The following is a 17,288-nucleotide window of genomic DNA, read 5'->3' as shown; positions in this document are numbered from 1 at the left end:
ACTCAGCGCACCTCTCTGGCAGTGGGAACTGGCCGCGCCTGCGAGGCGCGGCGGCGCAAGGCCCGGCGCAACGAAAGTTCCTCGGTGTCCTGCTTCCTCGCGAGACGTCGCGGGACCGAGGTGCCCGCGGCTCGTCCGGCCAGATCGCGGGCGGTGGGATAGCGGAAGAAGTCGGCGATGGTCAGCACGTCCCCGGCCTCGGAGCGGACCGTCTCGAACAGTCGCAGCAGGCTCAGGGAGGACAGGCCCGCCGCGAACAGGTTGTCGTCCGGGCCCAGCTCCAGCCCGGGATGCAGAGCCGCCGTCGTGCGCAGCAGGAGTTCGACCAGCGCGGTGCCGCCGAGCGGCTTGGCCATGTCAGTGGGGGCTTCGGGAACGGTACGCCGGATCAGTTCTCTGGTATCGATCTTTCCCCTGGGGGTCAGGGGGAGCGCGTCGACGTGGATGACGAGAGGCACGGACGGCTCGGGGAGCCTGGAGCGCAGCACCCCGCGGATGTCGGCGTCGGTCACCCGGGCCGATCCGGTCCACCACGCGAGGAGGCGGACCGTGCGCTCGTCCACAGCGACATGGCAGCTCTCGACTCCGGGGACGGCGCCGAGCACCGACTCGATGCCGTCGAGCTGGACGCGGTGTCCGCGTACCGCGGACTGCCGGTCCGCCCGGCCGGCCGGCTCGATCAGCCCCGACGGCCGTTGCCGGGCGAGGTCACCTGTGCGATAGCGGTGCGAGAGCCCGACATCGGCGCCGTCCGCCCCGCCGTCCAGGGAGAACCGGGGATCGTCGGGTGAGCCGAGACCGAGCCCGTGCCCGCGCACCACCATCTCGCCGAGGATCCCGACGCCTCGGGCACCCTGCGGTCCGACCACCTCGACGGCGCGGCCCGGTGCGGTCGGCCCCAGCGGCACGGCGTCGCCGGGCTCTCCGGTCTCCTCGGCCCCGATGAGCCGCAGCGAAGCGGCCTGCGGCGTCTCGGTCGTCCCGTAGAGGTTGTACAGGCGCGCGTTCGGCGCGAGCCGCCGGGCCGCCTCCACTGTGCCGTAGCGCAGGGTCTCGCCGTGCAACACCACCGCTTTGAGCGCGTCCAGGACGCGGACGGGCTCGGCGGCCACGGCCAGCTGTATCTGGGAGGGGGTGACATGCAGAACGGTCGCGCGCACGTCGTCGAGCCAGCGCACCAGACCGCGCGGATCGCGGTCCTCGGGACGCGGCAGATGCACGGTCGCGCCGAGCGCCAGCGGCAGGACGAGGTCACGGAAGACCGGATCGTGCCCGGGGGCCGCGACCAGGGCGAAGACGTCGTCGGCCGTCAGGCCGAGTTCGGCCCGGTAGCCCGCCAGCAGGCCGGGCAGGGCGTCCGCGGGCACCTCGACGACCGCCGGTACGCCTGTGGTGCCTGAGGTCGTCAGTAGGTGGCCCGGGGCGCGAGCCGCATCGCCCTGCCGGGTGTCGTGCCTGGTGGTCGACCGGTCGACCGGCCGGGACAACTCCGTCGGCTCGAGTACGAGCCCGACGCCCGCCGCCCGTTCCGCCTCGGCCCGCCATGCGTCCGGGAGCCCGGGGTCCAGCAACAGCGGTACGGCGTCCGCGAGCCAGCACCCGAACAACTGCGCGGCGAAGCCGACCGAGCTGCGGGCGGAGACCGAGACGACCAGCCGTTCGGCCACGGTCCGCTCGGCGGCCGCAGCGATCGAGGAGCGCACGTGGCCGATGTGGTCGGCGAGCCGGTCGTAGCTGACCGCCTGTCCGTCCGCAGGTACCAGTGCGGGGCGCGTGGGCGTCGACTGGGCGTGGCTGAGCACCGCGCGGGCCAGATCGGTGTTGGTACGCCCCAATTCGCCGGGCAGCGGCCGAAGTTCCCCCTCGCGCGCGGACGGCGCCATGGCAGCGCCCCCCACCAGCGCGGCGAGGTCGTCGGCGCACTGGCCCAGGAACTCGGACGCGGTGGGCTCGTCCCAGACATCTGTGCCGTAGGTGAGCCGCAGCCTCATACCCGTCTCGCGGTCACGGTACAGATACATGCCGATGTCGAAGAGCGACCAGCGGTCGGGCGGGTTCAGCACCTTCGCGGAGGCCGTGCCCAACCCGTCCGGCAGATCGGCGTGGCTGACATCGTTGCACCAGACCTGGAACAACGGGTTGTAGGACAGCGTCCGACTCCGACCCGTCGAAGCGACGATCTCGTCGAAGGGTACCGACGCGTGTTCGGCCGACGTGTAGAGCTCCTGGGCCGAGCGCCGGACGTCCTGTGGCTCCAGGGCATCAGCAGAGGGCGAGAGACGGACCGGAACGGTTCGCATGAAGTTGCCCAGGGAAGCGTGTTCCGCCTCTGATCGGCGGCCCGACACGGGAACGCCGACCACGAGGTCGTCCGACCCGGTCCACAGTGCCAGCCTGCGGGAGAACGCGGTGAGCACCGTTGTGAACGGAGTGACCCCCTCACGGGCACAGAACTCTTCGAAAACCTTGGTGAGCCGGGGGCCGAGAGACACGTCGCGGGAGTCACCGCGGTAGGACGGTGACGCGGACCGGGGCCGGCGGAAGGGGAGTTCCACACGCTCGGGTGCGTTCCTGAGCCGCTCACGCCAGAAGTCCAGCTCATCCTGGGATCGCGTCGGCTCATGTCCCCAGGCCGAGCGCGGAGCCGGGAGATCGCTCCCCTCGTAGAGTGCGGCCAGTTCCCCGAGCGCGAGGCTCATCGCGTGCTGGTCGGCCACGAGGTGGTCCATGGCGAGCAGGAGTGTGGCCTCCCCCTCGGGGCCGTGGGCAAGCCCGGCCACGAGCCGCGGCAGCGCGTCCGGACGGAAGACGTGGTCGAGGACCGGGTCGGTGATCTCGGCCGCCGGACCCACCCGCAGGACTGGTGTCGCTTCCTCGATCCGGTGGGAGCGCAGCTCCACGTCCGTGCCGTTGTCGTAGAAGGTAGCCCGAAGGACCGGGTGCCTTTCCACCAGCAGACGCAGCGCCCGTTCCAGGGCCGCCACGTCGACCGGTCCGTCGAGGCCCAGCAAGGCACGGACGTTGTAGGCGGGACAGTCCGGGAAGAGCCGCGACCAGGTCCAGAGTCCGCGCTGGTGCGGCGGAAGCGAGGTGAGTTCGATGTCCCGGTCGGCGACCGCGTCCGTCGCCACGCCGGGATGGGCCTGCGCGATCAGGGCCCGCAGTCGCGCCAGGGAGAAGCCGCCTCCGAGGATTTCCCCCAGGGGCACCCGGATCCCGTACTGCTCTTGTAGCACCCCGGCCAGTCGGGCGGCACTGAGACTGTGACCGCCGCTGTCGAGGAAGCCGACAGTGGCGTCTGGCGACAGGAATCCCGTGGCAGTGCGCCAGAGGTGGTCGGCGGACGGCTCGGAGCGATCCGCCGGCATGTCGGTGGTCGCCGTCGGCTGTCCCTCGAGGAACCGGGCTTCGAGCCGCTCCTCGATGATCTCCTTCACGCGCAAACGGGCGACCTTGCCGCTCTCGCTCAGCGGCAGCGCATCCACTTGGAACACGACCGTCGGCACATGGTTTGCGGGAAGGGTGAGCTGCAGAGCGGCCCGCAACGCCTGCCCGTCGACGGCCGTGTCGGAGCCGGCGCCCGCGCTGTCCTCCGTGGGGGTGACGAGCGCGCACAGGTCGGTGAACTCGCCGCGGGACACCGCTGCCGCGGCGGCGTCGGCGACGTCAGGGAGTTCACGCAGGGCGTCCTCCACCGCAGTGAGCTCGACCCGCTGACCGCGGATCTTCGCCTGCGAATCCCGGCGTCCCAGATATTCGAGTCCGCCCAAGGTCTGCCGTACCAGATCTCCGGTGAGGTAAAGCCGCCGCACGCCCGCCCACGGGGGAGCCTCGACGAAGGCTCGGGCGGTCAGCTCCGGGGCGCCGAGATAGCCGACGGCCAGCGGCACGCCGCCGATGGCAAGCTCCCCTGTCTCACCGAAGGGCACCGGTGCGAGGCCGGGGCCGACAACAGCGAGCGTGCAGTTGGCGACGGGATGGCCCAGCAGCGTGTGCTCCAGGGCGGGATCGCGTGGGCAGTGCCACCAGGTGACGTCGATCGCGGCTTCCGTCGGACCGTAGAGGTTGTAGAGCTCTGTGGCGCCCAGGACGGTGTAGAAGCGGCGCACATGTCCGGGTGCGAGCGCCTCTCCGCTGCAGAAGACCGCACGGAGCGACGTGCAGAGCGCTGCTCCGGGCTGGCGGAGGAACTCGCCCAGCATCGACGGAACGAAATGGCACAGGGTGATGGCCTGCTCGTTGATCCACCGCGCGACCTCGCCCGGATCGGAGTGCGCGTCCGGCGGGAGCATGACCAGCGTGGCACCCGCGATCAGCGGATTCCAGAACTCCCAGCCGCTGACATCGAAGGTGTACGGCGTTTTCTGCAGGAACCGGTCGGCGGAATTGAACTGGAACTGCTCCTGCATCCAGAGCAGACGGTTGATCAATGCGCCGGACGGGAGAAGAACACCCTTCGGCTTTCCTGTGCTTCCGGAAGTGAAAAGTACGTACACCGGATGAGAGTCGCCCCGATCGACCGGATCCGGCAGTACGGATTCCTCGTCGGTAATCTTCGGCAGTTCGTCTCCGAGGAGTAACGAATCAATGCCGTCGCTCGGCTGCATAAGCTCGGCAGTGCTCTCATCGACGAGGACCAGCCGTGCGCCGGAGACATTCAGCAGTTGCAGTCTTCTTGCCGCCGGATCATCGAGGGAAAGTGGTAAGTACGGCATTCCCGCCTTCACCGCGGCCAGCAGGGCGACGATCAGGAGACGTCCGCGCGGCAGGCAGACCGCCACCACGTCTCCTGGCTGACCTCGGCCGAGCAGGCGCGCCGCAAGCCAGTCCGACCAAGAGTCCAGCTGAGCGTAGGTCAGGCAACCGGCCGCGTCCTGGACAGCTACGGCTCCCGGGGAGCGCAGAGCGCTGCGGCGGAAGAGCCCCGGGATCCCGGCCACCTCGGGCCATGTGCGACTAGGTCCGACTTCTACCGACTCCCGGTTTTTCACCGTTCAGCCTCGCAGCATCCTGGGGTATCCCGGAAATGTATCCGGGAAGCGGTCCACATGCTTGTTGCGAAAAATAGCGGCAAGTGCATCTTCGCAACTCGCCCGACCGGCGGTTCGAGCTTGTCCGGTAAATGCACGTCGATTTCCCCGCCGGTCGATGGTGCACACTTGATTCGGTTGGTGCTCGGCACGCAATTGACGACCATAGTCGATCACCAGTGACTAACGCAAGCATGTCAAGCGGAAGAAGTCACTCCGATGTAACGGGCACTCATGGGGCTCGGCGACCGCAAAGAGATAGTGCTCGAAATCGGCCGAGGAAGGGGCAATATGCGCGCTGCGACCGGTGGGCATGGCGCAGAAGATCACGTCCATGCAGGTCAGCGGCTATGGTCAGGCTGGCGACGCGACCACGACATGAGCGCCTCCCGTAGACGTCGAGGAACTACTTTACTGCTTCCGAATTTTCAGTTCATTGACACAATGGGAGGCATTTCGATGGTTTGATCGGGTCATTGCGGGCCAATCCGGAGGGGGTGGCGCCGTATCCGGATGAACTCGGCGCCGGGTGCTGTACACGGCGGAGGCGCGGCAGCTCGAGCAGGGCGGGATCGCCCCCGACACCGAGGGCCGCAGGCATCTCCAAGGGGCGCGTCGACCCTCCTGCCGACACCGGAAAAGCGTTCGCCAGCCAGCCCGGAACCAGCAATGATCCGCGCATGACAACGTTGAGCAGCTCATGGTCGCGGCCGCCACCCGGAACAACGCCGAGTGGTGCGCAGTGAGGAACCGATCGCACGGCCTGGTGTGCGAGTTCGGCCTGGAGGCTTGAGCGGCTCCGGCCCCCACGCCGCGGTACTACCCCGACGCGGTGACGCTCGTGCCCTGGGGTCGGCCCAGCCGCCCGACCGCGGCCGGCTTCCGCGTGTGGCAACTGCGGTTCCGCGGTGCTCGGCGAGATCCGCGAAGAGGTCGGTGATCACCTGCCATAGGGGGAAGCGGGTGCTGAGGCCGGCATGCCGGCCAGGCACGGCAACTCGGAGTGACTCCGTCTCGGTGGCCTGCCCGTCAGTCGTGCGATCCCAGCCCAGTCGTCGTCGATCTTCACGTACAGTGCGGTCACCAGGGTGGTCAAATTCGTTGTCACAAACGGATGTTGAGCACCCTCGTCTTATGCCCGCGGGCACGTGGAGAGACTCGTCCAGAGGAGGCAGGCAGTGACCCGGCCCAGCCCGGCGCCACGTTCCAGACTCCGGGACTACATCGCACCTGTGCGGGAGCAGTCGCGCGTGGTTGTACTGCCGCACGCCGGCGGCACGGCGAGCTCCCCCCGTCCGCTGTCGCCCGCGTGCGTGGCGCCCGAGACGCGCCACCAGCTGAAGGTACGCCGACCCATGGCCGTCCACGGTGTCCGCCTCCGCGTGCGGGGCACCGCCCGAGCTGCTCGACGCATCGCGACTGAGCGCGGCGTCTGCCAGGCTCGGCGGCACCCGCCCACACCAGCTGTCGCACCAGAACTGCCGACGGGTGCGCCCACCGGCGATGCGCGTCGGCCTTCGGGGCCGTCGCACTGCCGCCGCGCGGCCGTCGGCTGCGCCGTCACGGCCGCGCTCAGCGAAGGCGTCCGGCGCGTGTGCGCCGCCCGTACCCGGCCCGCCCTCACCACCGGGACATGTGCCCGGCACGACTTCCGAACAGGCCGTTTCCGCCTGACCGGCCGCTTCCCGGCGGTCGCACCCGCTGACGCCGTCATCTCCTTCCACACCGCAATCCCGAGGGGCACACCATGACCGCTCTTCCCTGGACACTTGGCCCCATGGCCCTCCTGAGGCAGGCTGGGTACCCGTTCGACCTCCTCGCCGAGTTACGAGACGAGGCACTGTGCGATCTGGCACGCGCGGCCCTGAGGGGTGAGGAGGCCCTACGGGCGACCGCCGGGACTTTCAAGGCCGAGCCCGTGGAGCCCGAACAGCGCAATGCCCACGGCGCCGCGCTCAGCCGCGTCGGCCAGCTGGTCCCGATACGGCGGAGCACCGTGCAGGCCGCCCGGGACGCGGGGCACGACCGCCGGGCGGACAGGTACGAAGCCTGGAACGGCGAGGTGGACCGGGCCGACGCCCAGTGGGCCGAGTTTCGCACCGCGTACGCAAAGTCCCTCGGCACCGGCCGGGACCAGACCCTCGACCTTTTCCGGAACGACGCCTCCCTGCGCGATGCCCTGCTGCTCTCCAACGACGACGGCTTCCCGGTGATCGTGGACACACTCTTCGCCCCGGACCGCTCTCCCTCGGCCACCGGGCGCCTGGGCGACCTGCTGATCCGCTATCTCCAGCGGGTGACCTCCAAGAACGAGACGCATGCCCACTTCGGCCCGTACACACCGGTCCGGCGCGAGGGCGACGGCGCCATCGGCTTCGGGACGGCGGGCACCGCAAGCCGGGTCACGCTCCTCAGCCACTGGGCTGCCCAGGCGATCGCCGACGTCTGCGCGGCCGAGGGCCTCGCCAGCCGGGTGCGCCGCTACCCCTTCGCGTTACTCACCGGCCGCCGACTCATCGTGTACCGGTACACCGACGAGGACGGACACCCCCCGCGGTACGGATACCGGGTTGCCGCCGAACTGAATCTGGACGACGACGAGGCGGAGGTCTTTCAGGCACTCCGGGCGCCCATGGAACGCGGCGCGCTCGCCGCCGCGCTCACCGGACCGGTCGGGGATCGGGGTGAGCGGGCCGACCGGGCCGTCGCCCGGCTGCTCGAGGCCGGGGCGGTCGTCGAGGGCATCGAGGTACCGGTGGGTTGCCCGGACACCTGGGGGTGGCTGCAAGACGTGCTGAAGCCCCACCGGCAGTGGCTCTCCGCGACCACCGCGGCCGGCCTGGACCAGCTGGATGCGCTGCTCGGGCAGTTCACGTCGGCCGCATACGAGGAACGCCCGCGACTGCTCGCTGAACTCAAGGCGGTGTTCACGGCGCACACGGGGCACCAGGCCAACCGGGGCCGCGGCCACCACTACGCCGACCGGAGCCCCGTCTTCGAGGAATGCCGCAGCGTGTTGACCGACGCCAGCTTTGGCAGTGCGCTCGCCACCGTGGTCGAAAGGGACCTGGGGCTGGCCTACGACCTGGTGCTGGCCGGCCCTAGGCTCCGGTTCTCGATGGAGCGCCGGATCCTGCACGACTGGATGACCGAGCGCTTCGGTGTCGGCACCCGCACCGCGTACCCCGAGGTCTTCGCCGCCTTCATCGCCGAGCGCACGGAGATCGCGAACCGCTGCCGTGCCGTGGCCGAAGCCGTGGAGGAGTTGCACCGCGACGTCCGGGCACTGGTCGAGGCGAGCGGGGAAAGATCGGCGTCGGTCGTCGAACTTGACCCCGTCGCGCTGGACGCGTTGCTCAGCCGCCATCCCCGTACGATCCCGGCGCTCTGCAATCCGGATGTCCTCTTCCACAGCGCCGGTGCCGAGTCCATGGCCGAGGGCCGGTTCGTGGCCGTGCTGGGTGAGTGCCATGCGACCCGCGAGCTACTGACCCACAGCAGTTGGGCCCACCTGTTGCAGCGTGAGTATCCGGCACTGGCCGAGGAGACCGCCGCGCTCTACCGCGGGCTGCTGCAACCGCACGAGGTGCTGGCCGATCTCGCGGGGGTGCACCGGAACAAGACCTTCGCCCAGGTCGACCTGCCCGGGCTGGTGCTCGAGGCACGCGGGCACATGGAGCGTGCGCAGGGCGAGGTCGTCACACCCCACGAGCTCGTCATCGAGACAACGGATTCCCGCCTGCGGTTGCGCGACGGCGCGGGCCGTGAGCTGCGCCTGACGGCGCCGCCGGCCGGCGACCTGACTGTCATGGTCGATCCGCTCATGGCGTTCTCCTTTCCGCGGCACTTCAGCGGAGGGCCCGTGCCGCTGCGGGACAGGCATCTACCCCGCTTGATGTGCGGCCGGGTCGTACTCCAGCGGGAGTGCTGGTCGGTGCCGGTCGAGGAGTTCGGCCTTCTCTCGGACGACACCCGCTTCTTCGCGGCGTGCGACCGGCTGCGCAGGGAGCTGGGCATGCCTGAACGCTGCTACGTCAAGGTCGCAGCGGAGCAGAAGCCGGTGTACGTGGACTGGACGGCGCCGCTGCTGGTACGGCAGCTGTGCCGACTGGTCCGCAAGAGCACCGAGCCCGTCGTCGTGTCGGAGATGTTGCCGGCTGACGACGGGCTCTGGCTGCGAGTGGGCGGCCGACTCCACACCTCGGAGCTGCGCTTCAGCGCCTTCACCACCGGTACCGGGTCGGACTGGTAGGCCGGGGCCGGGACGGCGATGAGCGACTCTCACACAACTGTGCGCCGGACGACGTCTAGCGGCTTCGGCCGCGACTGGTACCTCTACTGGTCGGCGGGCACCGTCTCGGTGCTGGGCGATGGCATCTTCGTCGCGGCGCTGCCTCTCCTCGCTGCGGGACTGACGCGGGACCCGCAGCTGATCTCCGGACTGACGATGGCAGGGACACTGCCGTGGCTGGTCTTCTCCCTGCAAGCCGGCGCGATAGCCGACCGCTCAGACGGGCGTCGGCTGCTGGTCGGGGCACAGGGTCTGCAACTGCTGTGTGTCAGCCTGCTGGGCCTGTACGCGCGCTGGCCGGCGCAGGGCATGTGGCCGTTGTACGGGCTTGCGTTCGCGGTGGGCATCGGCGCGGTCTCGGCGAGAAGTGCGGGGCAGGCCATGCTGCCCACGGTGGTGCCGCCCAAGCAACTGGTCGTCGCGAACAGCAGGCTGTTCACAGCCGAGTCGGTGGCGCAGACCTTCCTGGGCCCCGCGGCGGGGGCCGCGCTCTTCGCGGCGGGCCGCTTCCTGCCGTTCTGGGTGGACGCGGGTACCTTCGCGCTGTCCATGCTGCTGATCGTCAGGATGTCGGCCCGACCGGCCGCGCCGCCGCGACCGCGTCGGCCGATCCGTACGGAGGTGCTGGTGGGCTTGCGCTGGCTTGCCCGGCACCGGCTGCTGCGGACCGCCGTCGCCCTGGTTGCCGTCGCCAACTTCGCCAACTTCATGACGACTTCCACCCTGGTGCTCTTCATCGGACCACATCGCTACGGACTCCTGCTCAGCACGACCGCCCTGGGCGGCATTGTGGGCGCTCTCGCGAGCCGTCCGCTGCTGGCGCGGATCGGCGGCCGACGTGCGGTCTTCGGCACCATCACCGTCGCACCCCTGTCAATGATCGCTGTTGCGGCTGTCGGGCCGTCCCTGATCGCCGTGGGGGCCCTGACCGCGCTGTCCAGCGCTTGCGGGACGATCTGGACCGTTGCGGCCGTCTCCCAGCGGCAGCGGCTGGTGCCGGCGGATCTCCAGGCCCGGGTCGCCTCGGCGAGTCTCATGCTGGCGTGGGGTGCACAGCCTCTCGGCGCACTCGCGGGGGGCATGGTCGCTTCGTACCTCGATCTGCGAGCCCCCTGGCTGATCGGCGGCGCCGTGCGCCTGGCCGCGGCCGTTCTCGCGATACGCCCGCTGCGTCTCTGGGAGGACTGAGCCACAGGTGCGGACCACGATCACGACGACCACCGTCGGACAGGTCGACGGCAGCGAGTTCCGCCTCGTCAGCGTCGCCCCAAGACGCTTCCTGGACTACGTCGAGCCCTATGTACGTCGAGTGCAGCTCTTGTGAAGTGAAGGTCGTGGATCAGGCAGTGAGTGTCTATCCGTCCTGGTTGGGGCTGGGGCTGAGCCGTTGGCGTTCGCGCTGGGTGTGGAAGGTCCAGTAGGCGTCGAGGTCGTTGCTGGCGGTGAGGGCGCAGACGGGGGACGGCTTCGGCTCCTTCGAGGCCCCAGCAGGCGCCGGCGATGTCGAGGCGGTCGCCGATGAGGGGGCGCCAGCTGCCTTCGACCGCTCCGGTGGCGATGGGCCAGCCGACTTCGAGTGCGGTGTAGTGGAGCTGGTCGAGGTGGCCGGTGAAGTAGCGGCGACGGCCTGGCGGCGTTGGCCGGACAGGCGTTCACGGTCGCCCTGGGCCAGCATTCTCGTCGGCGGCGCGGAGTGATTCGCCTGCGAGGATCGTAGTGAGTTGGTCGGCGGCCCAGATCTCTGCCTCGTGGCTGCCGGGGTGTGGAAGGCGTGCACGGCGGCCCAGACATACTCCGCCAGGTAGATGAAGTCGAGCAGGACGTGGACGGTGATGTTGCGGCGTTCGGCTTCGGCGTGGATGAGGCTGAGCTGGTGGTGGGCGCCGTCGACGAGGACGATCCATGGCCGGTGGTGGTACGGGTCGCGGTCGTGGGCCCGGACGAAGGCGTCGACGATGACCTGGGGAGAATCCGGGGAGTACGAGCAGCTCGAGCGTGAAAGGCCCAGAAAGACGGATCGGCCCAGGTCAGAGAGGTTCGCAGCAGCATCACCGCAGGTCAGCGCCACCAGGTAGACGACTTCAAGAAGATCTCTTCGTCCCCCCGGCTTCGCGCATCACGTTCCGTCTTGAGCGAGACCCTCTCCGACTCCGGCTTCACCCAGTTCACGACCAAGATCCGGACCATATGCGGGCCAGAGCCCGCGAGCCCTGCTTCAAAGCCCGCATTCGTACTGGTCAGAGCCATGTAAGTCGTGTACCACCAGCAGACGAAGAACCTGCAGGGAACCTCACGTAACTGACCGATGCTGGCCGCTATCACAGCAAAATGACCAGCTACGCCTGCGCGTGCCGGGCCCCGAGGGCGACCGGGTGGAAATCGTGCTCAACAGTGAGTTTCTGCCTTATCAGTGGTGAACAGCGCCCGACAGGCTTTCCTCCTCCCGGGTATCCGCGCCCCTCTATGAGACAACGACACGGACTCAGGAGTCGACATGACCGACGAATCGCGCCCCCCATTTCCTCCGTTCACCCGGGAGACGGCCATCGAGAAGGTACGTCTGGCCGAGGACGGCTGGAACTCCCGCGACCCGGAGAAGGTCGCTCTCGCCTACACCGTGGACTCGCGCTGGCGGAATCGCGCCGAGTTCGCCGACGGCCGCGAGGAGATCGTCGCCTTCCTCACGCGCAAGTGGAACCGGGAGCTGGACTACCGGCTGATCAAGGAGCTGTGGGCCTTCGACGGCAACCGGATCGCGGTGCGCTTCGCCTACGAGTGCCACGACGACTCGGGCAACTGGTACCGCTCGTACGGCAACGAGAACTGGGAGTTCGACGACAACGGCCTGATGCGCCGGCGCTACGCCTGTATCAACGACCTTCCGATCAAGGAGCCGGAGCGCAAGTTCCACTGGCCGCTGGGCCGCCGCCCCGACGACCACCCGGGTCTGAGTGAACTCGACCTCTGACATCCGTAGGACCAAGCGAAGCTGATACGACCACACCTGGGAGCCGGGTTGTTCGGCGGTGCTGCAGATTTTTAGCGCCGCCGAGCAACCGGCCGGCCCTTAAGGCGTCGGCTGTACTCAGTCCGAGTGGGACTGTTTCACTAAATTCTGCATCCTCGCAACATGCAAGCGGGCACCGAGTTTCATGCGATTGAGCTTGGAGCGCATGAGGGGAGGTACTGTGGTCGGATGGCGTGAGGTTTTCTCTGAGTTTGCCGGGACCGCGCTCCTGCTGCTTTTTGGCCTAAGCGCAATAGTTATGGATTTTTCGCAGGATTCCCCCATGACGTCACTCATTCCGAGCGGGGAGTTACGGAGACTCCTCACAGCTGTAATCTTCTCTCTCTGTGGAACGACCTTGGCCACCTGGAACTCCACCGTTCTCTCCGCGCCGGGGAATTCAGCGGCGGTGTCCGCACTCCAGTCGATCACCGCCGTACCTGTCAGGTGCAAGGTCCTGCCGACCTTCCAGTCGATGAACAACAGGCCCGCGGCCGGGTTGACGGTGAGATTTCCCAGGGTCATCAGCATCGTGTTCCCCTCGTAATCGGGCCATTGGACCCGTTGCGGGGACAGGCTGCTGACGAAGCCGGGGTTGCCGCCGCGATGGGAGGCATCGGCGTCACCCGCCGTGGAAGCGGAGGCAATGAAGAACGTGTCCGCGGTGTCAATCATCCGGCGCTGCTCCTGGATGTATTTGGGGCAATTGCCGTATGCCTGGTCCACTGAAAGTCTGAATCCACCTGCCGCGGGCACGGTCCGACCGTTGATCCTCAGTCGTCGACGGTTTTTCAAGTCGATGGCAAGAGTGCCCACAAGTGCAGGTGCCGCCAAGACCACCGCCAGCGGGTCGACATCCAAAAGGCGCGCTCCGATGAGCACCTCGCGAGGGCCAAGTGCCTGCGTGCAGTTGCTCCGACAACCAGGAACCGCAGATCGGCAAGGAAGTCGCGGGCACCACGGGGAAGTCTGTCACTGATGATCGGGCGCAGGTGATCGGCGTGCTCACGGAATCCTGCGCGGTCCTGAGCGGCCAACTCACCCTTATGGTAGGAGGCCAGAGGGGAGCTGCTATTGCGCATGGTGGCATTCCTAACTGCTGTCAGCGCCTTCAGGCAGCGGCGGCATACGGTCGGAAGAAGAATTTTTTCATGCCGCGAATGACCACGCTAGAGCTGGCTACCCGCACGGCCGACGATCCGATAGGTGGGAGCGGACGGTTCATTCCAGCGTAGACCCGCAGCCATCGCGAGGCGGCGCAGTGATAGGTGAAGACGCATATTTGAAGTTCGGGCCTACCCGAGTATTTGGCGCTGCAGACAAGTTGCGCTCCACAGAGCGGGACGGTGACCCTCCGCAACCTCCTCGTGCCTTAATGCATCCGCGATTCTCGTTTCTCCATCTGCAAAGAAAATCTAAAAGGTCGCACTTATCCGTCTCTGTGTTGCTGTCCCCGGGGGGCGGGTCTAGCGTGAACACGCTGTGCCCAACGCCATCTGTCTCGAGGCGCCACGCCGCCGAGGGGAAAACACTCCCGAGCCTGAGCAGGTGACCACCCCTCCCGATCATCGCAGCGAAAGGGGTTGCCTGCGGGCGGATTTGACGCATATTCCGCGCTCGAAGATCCCAGGAGGTCGTCATGCTCTCCACGCACCACAAAACAGCGACTGTTAACGGCCAAGAGGTCTTCTACCGCGAGGCTGGTCCCACTGAAGCACCGGTCGTCCTGCTGCTGCATGGATTTCCCAGCAGCTCACACATGTTCCGTCATCTCACCCCGGCACTGGCCGACCGGTATCATGTGATCGCTACCGATCACATCGGCTACGGCCAGTCCTCCATGCCCGAGGTCGGAGAATTCGACTACACCTTCGACAACCTGGCCAATATTACTGGGGGGCTGCTCGACCAGCTGGGCATCAAGCGCTTCTCCATCTACGTGCACGACTATGGGGCACCTATCGGGTGGCGGCTGGCCCTCAGTCCCTCCTATGAAGTCACCACGATTATCTCGCAGAGTGGCAACGCCTACATGGAGGGGTTCGCCAAGCCCTTCTGGGACGACCTGTTCGCCTACGCAACCGCTCCCGGACCCGACACCGAACCGGGCGCGCGGGCCAAGTTCGCCCCGGAGACGACCCGCTGGCAGTACGAGAACGGTGCCACCGACAAGAGCCTGGTCAGCCCGGACAACTGGCTTCACGACCAGGCCCTGCTGGACCGGCTAGGCAACGACGAGGTGCAGCTGGCACTGTTCCGTGACTACCCGACCAACATCGACGGCTACCCGCAGCTGCAGGAATACTTCCGCACCAGCCAGGTGCCGGTGCTCGCGGTCTGGGGCGAGAGGGACGAGATCTTCGGGCCGGACGGCGCGCGGGCGTTCTCCCGTGACCTGCCCGACGCGGAAGTCCACCTGCTGCCGGCCGGGCACTTCGCCCTGGAGACGCACCTGGATGCCATCAGCGGCTACATCCACGGGTTCCTCGGTCGCGTCCTCACCTGAGGCGCGGACGGAATCCTGGGCTGCACCTGGGCGAAAAAGGAGGAGGCATGACTCATGAAACAGCCCAGGAGGCCAGCGTCCGAGAGACCGGCGGGAGGTTTTTCCGGCTGCTCGGTGACTGCGTCGCCGACGTCTTCGCCGAGGAGATCGACTGGTTTGTGCCTGGAGACCAAAGCATGCTGCCGCGGGCAGGTCGGCGCACGCGACACGAACAGGTTCCCCTTCAAGACCCTGTGGCCGGTGTTCGTCCCGGAAAAGAGCGAGACGAACATCGACAAGATCCTCGTCGACGGCGCCGACGCGGTGGCCTTGGCCCGGTTCAGCCCTGTCGTGAAAGCGAACGGCCGCCACCTCAGCATGCTCGTCGCCTTCCACTTCACCGTCGAGTCAGGGTACTTGGTCCGGCTGCACCTGTACGAGGACACCGACCTGGTCGCCAGGGCCGTGACCGCAAGCGACTGAGACGGCGGCCAAGAGGCCCGGAACCGATGCAAGTCGCTTCCCTGTCAAGGCTCTACCAGTTCCTGACATGGGAAGTAGCGGTAAGAGAGGTGGCGTGGTGGCCACGTTGATGGCAGTGAACGTCGGGATGCCCCACGACGTGCCCTGGCACGGCAAGACGGTGCACACCGGCGTGTACAAGCAAACCGTCGCCGGGCCGCAGATGGTACGGCGCCTCAACATCGATGGCGACGGCCAGGGTGATCTGGGCGGGCATGGCGGCGAACAGCGGGCGGTACTGGTCTACCAGACCGATTCCTACCTGTTCTGGGCGAAGGAGCTGGGCCGCGACGACCTGGCGCCCGGCCAGTTCGGGGAGAACTTCACCGTCGACGGACTGCCGGACGACGAGGTCTGCATCGGCGACCGCTACCGCATCGGCGGCGCGCTCTTCGAAGTCACCCAGCCCCGGGTGACCTGCTACCGAGTGGGCTTGCGTATGGGAGAGCCGCAGATGGCGGCCCTGCTCGTGGCCCACCACCGCCCCGGCTTCTACCTGCGGGTGATCGAGGAGGGCCAGGTCGAGGCCGGGCAGGAGATCGTCAAGGTCTCCACCGGCCCCGAGGCGATGACCGTCGAGGAGATCGACCGGGTGCTCTACCTGCCGGGACACACACGCGAGCAGGTCGAACGGGCCCTGCGGATCCCGGCCCTCAGTCCCGGCTGGCAGGGCTCCATGCAGACTCTCCTGGACCAGGCCGACAGCGAGGCGGCCGACGGCTCCTCGGGCAGCGCCGGGCTGAACAAGGCCGCCACTGCCCCGCCGCCCAGCTGGCCCGGCTTCCGCCCGCTGACCGTCACGCGCATCCAGCCCGAGAGCCGTAGTGTGTTCTCGCTGTCCCTGGCCGCAGCCGACGGTTCAGCACTGCCCACTGCTTTGCCCGGTCAGTTTCTCACCGTGAAGGTCCCGCTCGAGGGACACGTGCCGCCTCTGATCCGCAGCTACTCCCTGTCCGGCGAGCCCGGCACCGGCACGTACCGCATCAGCGTCAAAGTCGAACCGCACGGCGCTGCCAGCAACGAGCTACGCGCCCACATACGCGTCGGCGACACCCTGGAGGCCGCCGCGCCCCGCGGAACGTTCTGCCTGTCCAAAGGCGACAACCCGGTGGTGCTGCTGTCCGCGGGAGTGGGGGTGACTCCCGTGCTGGCCATGCTCCACGCGCTCGCGCGTGACCGCTCCCCGCGCCAGGTGTGGTGGCTGCACGCAGCCCGTGACAGCACCGAGCATCCCTTTGCTCAGGAGAGCCACGACCTGATCGAAGGCCTTGCGAACGCCCGGTCAAGCATCTTTTACAGCAAACCGAGCGACGCCGACCGCAAGGGCGTCGACTACACAGAGGCCGGCCGGCTCTCGGCCAACCGCATCTTGGGTCTAGGCCTGCCGACCGACGCCGACGCCTACCTTTGCGGGCCCGTGGGTTTCATGAACAGTGTCACCACCGCGCTCGTCGACGCCGGGCTGGAAACGTCGCGAGTGCACACCGAGATCTTCGGCGCCGGGCCCTCCCTCACCCCGGGAGTGAAAGGTTCCTCGACCGCACCCGCGCCCCACCAGCCCGCAGGCCCCGTCGGCACCGGTCCTCCCGTCTCCTTCGCCCGTAGCGGTCTCACTGTCCCCTGGAACAACAGTCAGGACTCCCTGCTCGAACTCGCCGAAGCATGCGACGTCCCCGTCCAGTGGTCGTGCCGCACCGGCGTCTGCCACACCTGCGAACTCGCCCTGATGTCCGGCACCGTCGACTACTCACCTGATCCGGTCGAACCACCAGCCGAAGGCAACATCCTCATCTGCTGCTCCAAGCCCACCGAAGGCGTCGTTTTGGATCTGTGAGTCGACCGGGATGCCGGTGCACAGACCGGCATCGTCACCGCGAAGCGTCGTGGTTCTACAATCCCCACCGAGGACGCCCCAGGAGCCAGGAGTGATCTACCCACGACGACACGTGCCCC

Annotated in this window: 9 protein-coding genes and 1 pseudogene; 7 read left to right on the top strand and 3 right to left on the bottom strand. The window is 67.9% G+C overall.

The window, feature by feature from the left end; genetic code table 11:
• Positions 1-2: 2 nt before the first annotated feature.
• Positions 3-4,940 (bottom strand): amino acid adenylation domain-containing protein, encoded by a 4,938-nt coding sequence (locus tag ACGFZQ_RS41710; RefSeq protein ID WP_393844803.1) that lies wholly within the window; start codon positions 4,938-4,940, stop codon positions 3-5.
• 1,867 nt (positions 4,941-6,807) lie between these two features.
• On the opposite strand from ACGFZQ_RS41710, the gene ACGFZQ_RS41705 reads away from it, so the two are divergent.
• The 3 genes from ACGFZQ_RS41705 to ACGFZQ_RS41695 are packed head-to-tail and all read left to right on the top strand — an operon-like array spanning position 6,808 to position 10,645.
• Positions 6,808-9,282 (top strand): lantibiotic dehydratase, encoded by a 2,475-nt coding sequence (locus ACGFZQ_RS41705; protein WP_393844802.1) that lies wholly within the window; start codon positions 6,808-6,810, stop codon positions 9,280-9,282.
• 18 nt (positions 9,283-9,300) lie between these two features.
• Positions 9,301-10,509 carry an MFS transporter gene (locus ACGFZQ_RS41700; protein WP_393844801.1) on the top strand — a complete coding sequence of 403 codons (1,209 nt, stop codon included), beginning with the start codon at positions 9,301-9,303 and terminating at the stop codon, positions 10,507-10,509.
• 7 nt (positions 10,510-10,516) lie between these two features.
• A complete protein-coding gene (locus tag ACGFZQ_RS41695) occupies positions 10,517-10,645 on the top strand; it encodes a hypothetical protein (protein ID WP_393844800.1) in 129 nt (42 codons plus the stop codon).
• Positions 10,646-10,675: 30 nt separating this feature from the next.
• Here the strand turns inward: ACGFZQ_RS41695 and ACGFZQ_RS41690 are convergent.
• A pseudogene (locus tag ACGFZQ_RS41690) lies at positions 10,676-11,317 on the bottom strand (ISKra4 family transposase); the annotation flags it as partial.
• Between the two features lie 498 nt (positions 11,318-11,815).
• Between ACGFZQ_RS41690 and ACGFZQ_RS41685 the strand changes: the two are divergent.
• A complete protein-coding gene (locus ACGFZQ_RS41685; protein WP_393844799.1) occupies positions 11,816-12,289 on the top strand; it encodes a DUF1348 family protein in 474 nt (157 codons plus the stop codon).
• A 117-nt stretch (positions 12,290-12,406) separates the two neighbouring features.
• Here ACGFZQ_RS41685 and ACGFZQ_RS41680 read toward each other — a convergent pair whose 3' ends face one another.
• On the bottom strand, positions 12,407-13,210 hold the full coding sequence (locus ACGFZQ_RS41680; RefSeq protein WP_393844798.1) for a pyridoxamine 5'-phosphate oxidase family protein: 804 nt from the start codon (positions 13,208-13,210) through the stop codon (positions 12,407-12,409).
• Between the two features lie 757 nt (positions 13,211-13,967).
• On the opposite strand from ACGFZQ_RS41680, the gene ACGFZQ_RS41675 reads away from it, so the two are divergent.
• The 3 genes from ACGFZQ_RS41675 (at position 13,968) to ACGFZQ_RS41665 (ending at position 17,169) form a co-directional block, all read left to right on the top strand.
• A complete protein-coding gene (locus ACGFZQ_RS41675) occupies positions 13,968-14,834 on the top strand; it encodes an alpha/beta fold hydrolase (RefSeq protein ID WP_393844797.1) in 867 nt (288 codons plus the stop codon).
• 240 nt (positions 14,835-15,074) lie between these two features.
• Complete coding sequence (locus tag ACGFZQ_RS41670) at positions 15,075-15,296, top strand: nuclear transport factor 2 family protein (protein WP_393844796.1); 222 nt, start codon at positions 15,075-15,077, stop codon at positions 15,294-15,296.
• A 109-nt stretch (positions 15,297-15,405) separates the two neighbouring features.
• Positions 15,406-17,169: an MOSC domain-containing protein gene (locus ACGFZQ_RS41665; protein WP_393844795.1), complete on the top strand. Its 1,764-nt coding sequence runs from the start codon at positions 15,406-15,408 to the stop codon at positions 17,167-17,169.
• Positions 17,170-17,288 lie beyond the last annotated feature (119 nt).

The sequence above is a fragment of the Streptomyces sp. NPDC048254 genome, assembly GCF_043201895.1.
Lineage (GTDB): Bacteria > Actinomycetota > Actinomycetes > Streptomycetales > Streptomycetaceae > Streptomyces.
This window is presented reverse-complemented; position numbering and strand designations above follow the sequence as displayed.

Coding starts and splice junctions, on each gene's coding strand:
- ACGFZQ_RS41665 (WP_393844795.1), top strand. CDS start 15,406: ATGGCAGTGAACGTCGGGATGCCCCACGACGTGCCCTGGCACGGCAAG.
- ACGFZQ_RS41685 (WP_393844799.1), top strand. CDS start 11,816: ATGACCGACGAATCGCGCCCCCCATTTCCTCCGTTCACCCGGGAGACG.
- ACGFZQ_RS41700 (WP_393844801.1), top strand. CDS start 9,301: ATGAGCGACTCTCACACAACTGTGCGCCGGACGACGTCTAGCGGCTTC.
- ACGFZQ_RS41675 (WP_393844797.1), top strand. CDS start 13,968: ATGCTCTCCACGCACCACAAAACAGCGACTGTTAACGGCCAAGAGGTC.
- ACGFZQ_RS41705 (WP_393844802.1), top strand. CDS start 6,808: ATGGCCCTCCTGAGGCAGGCTGGGTACCCGTTCGACCTCCTCGCCGAG.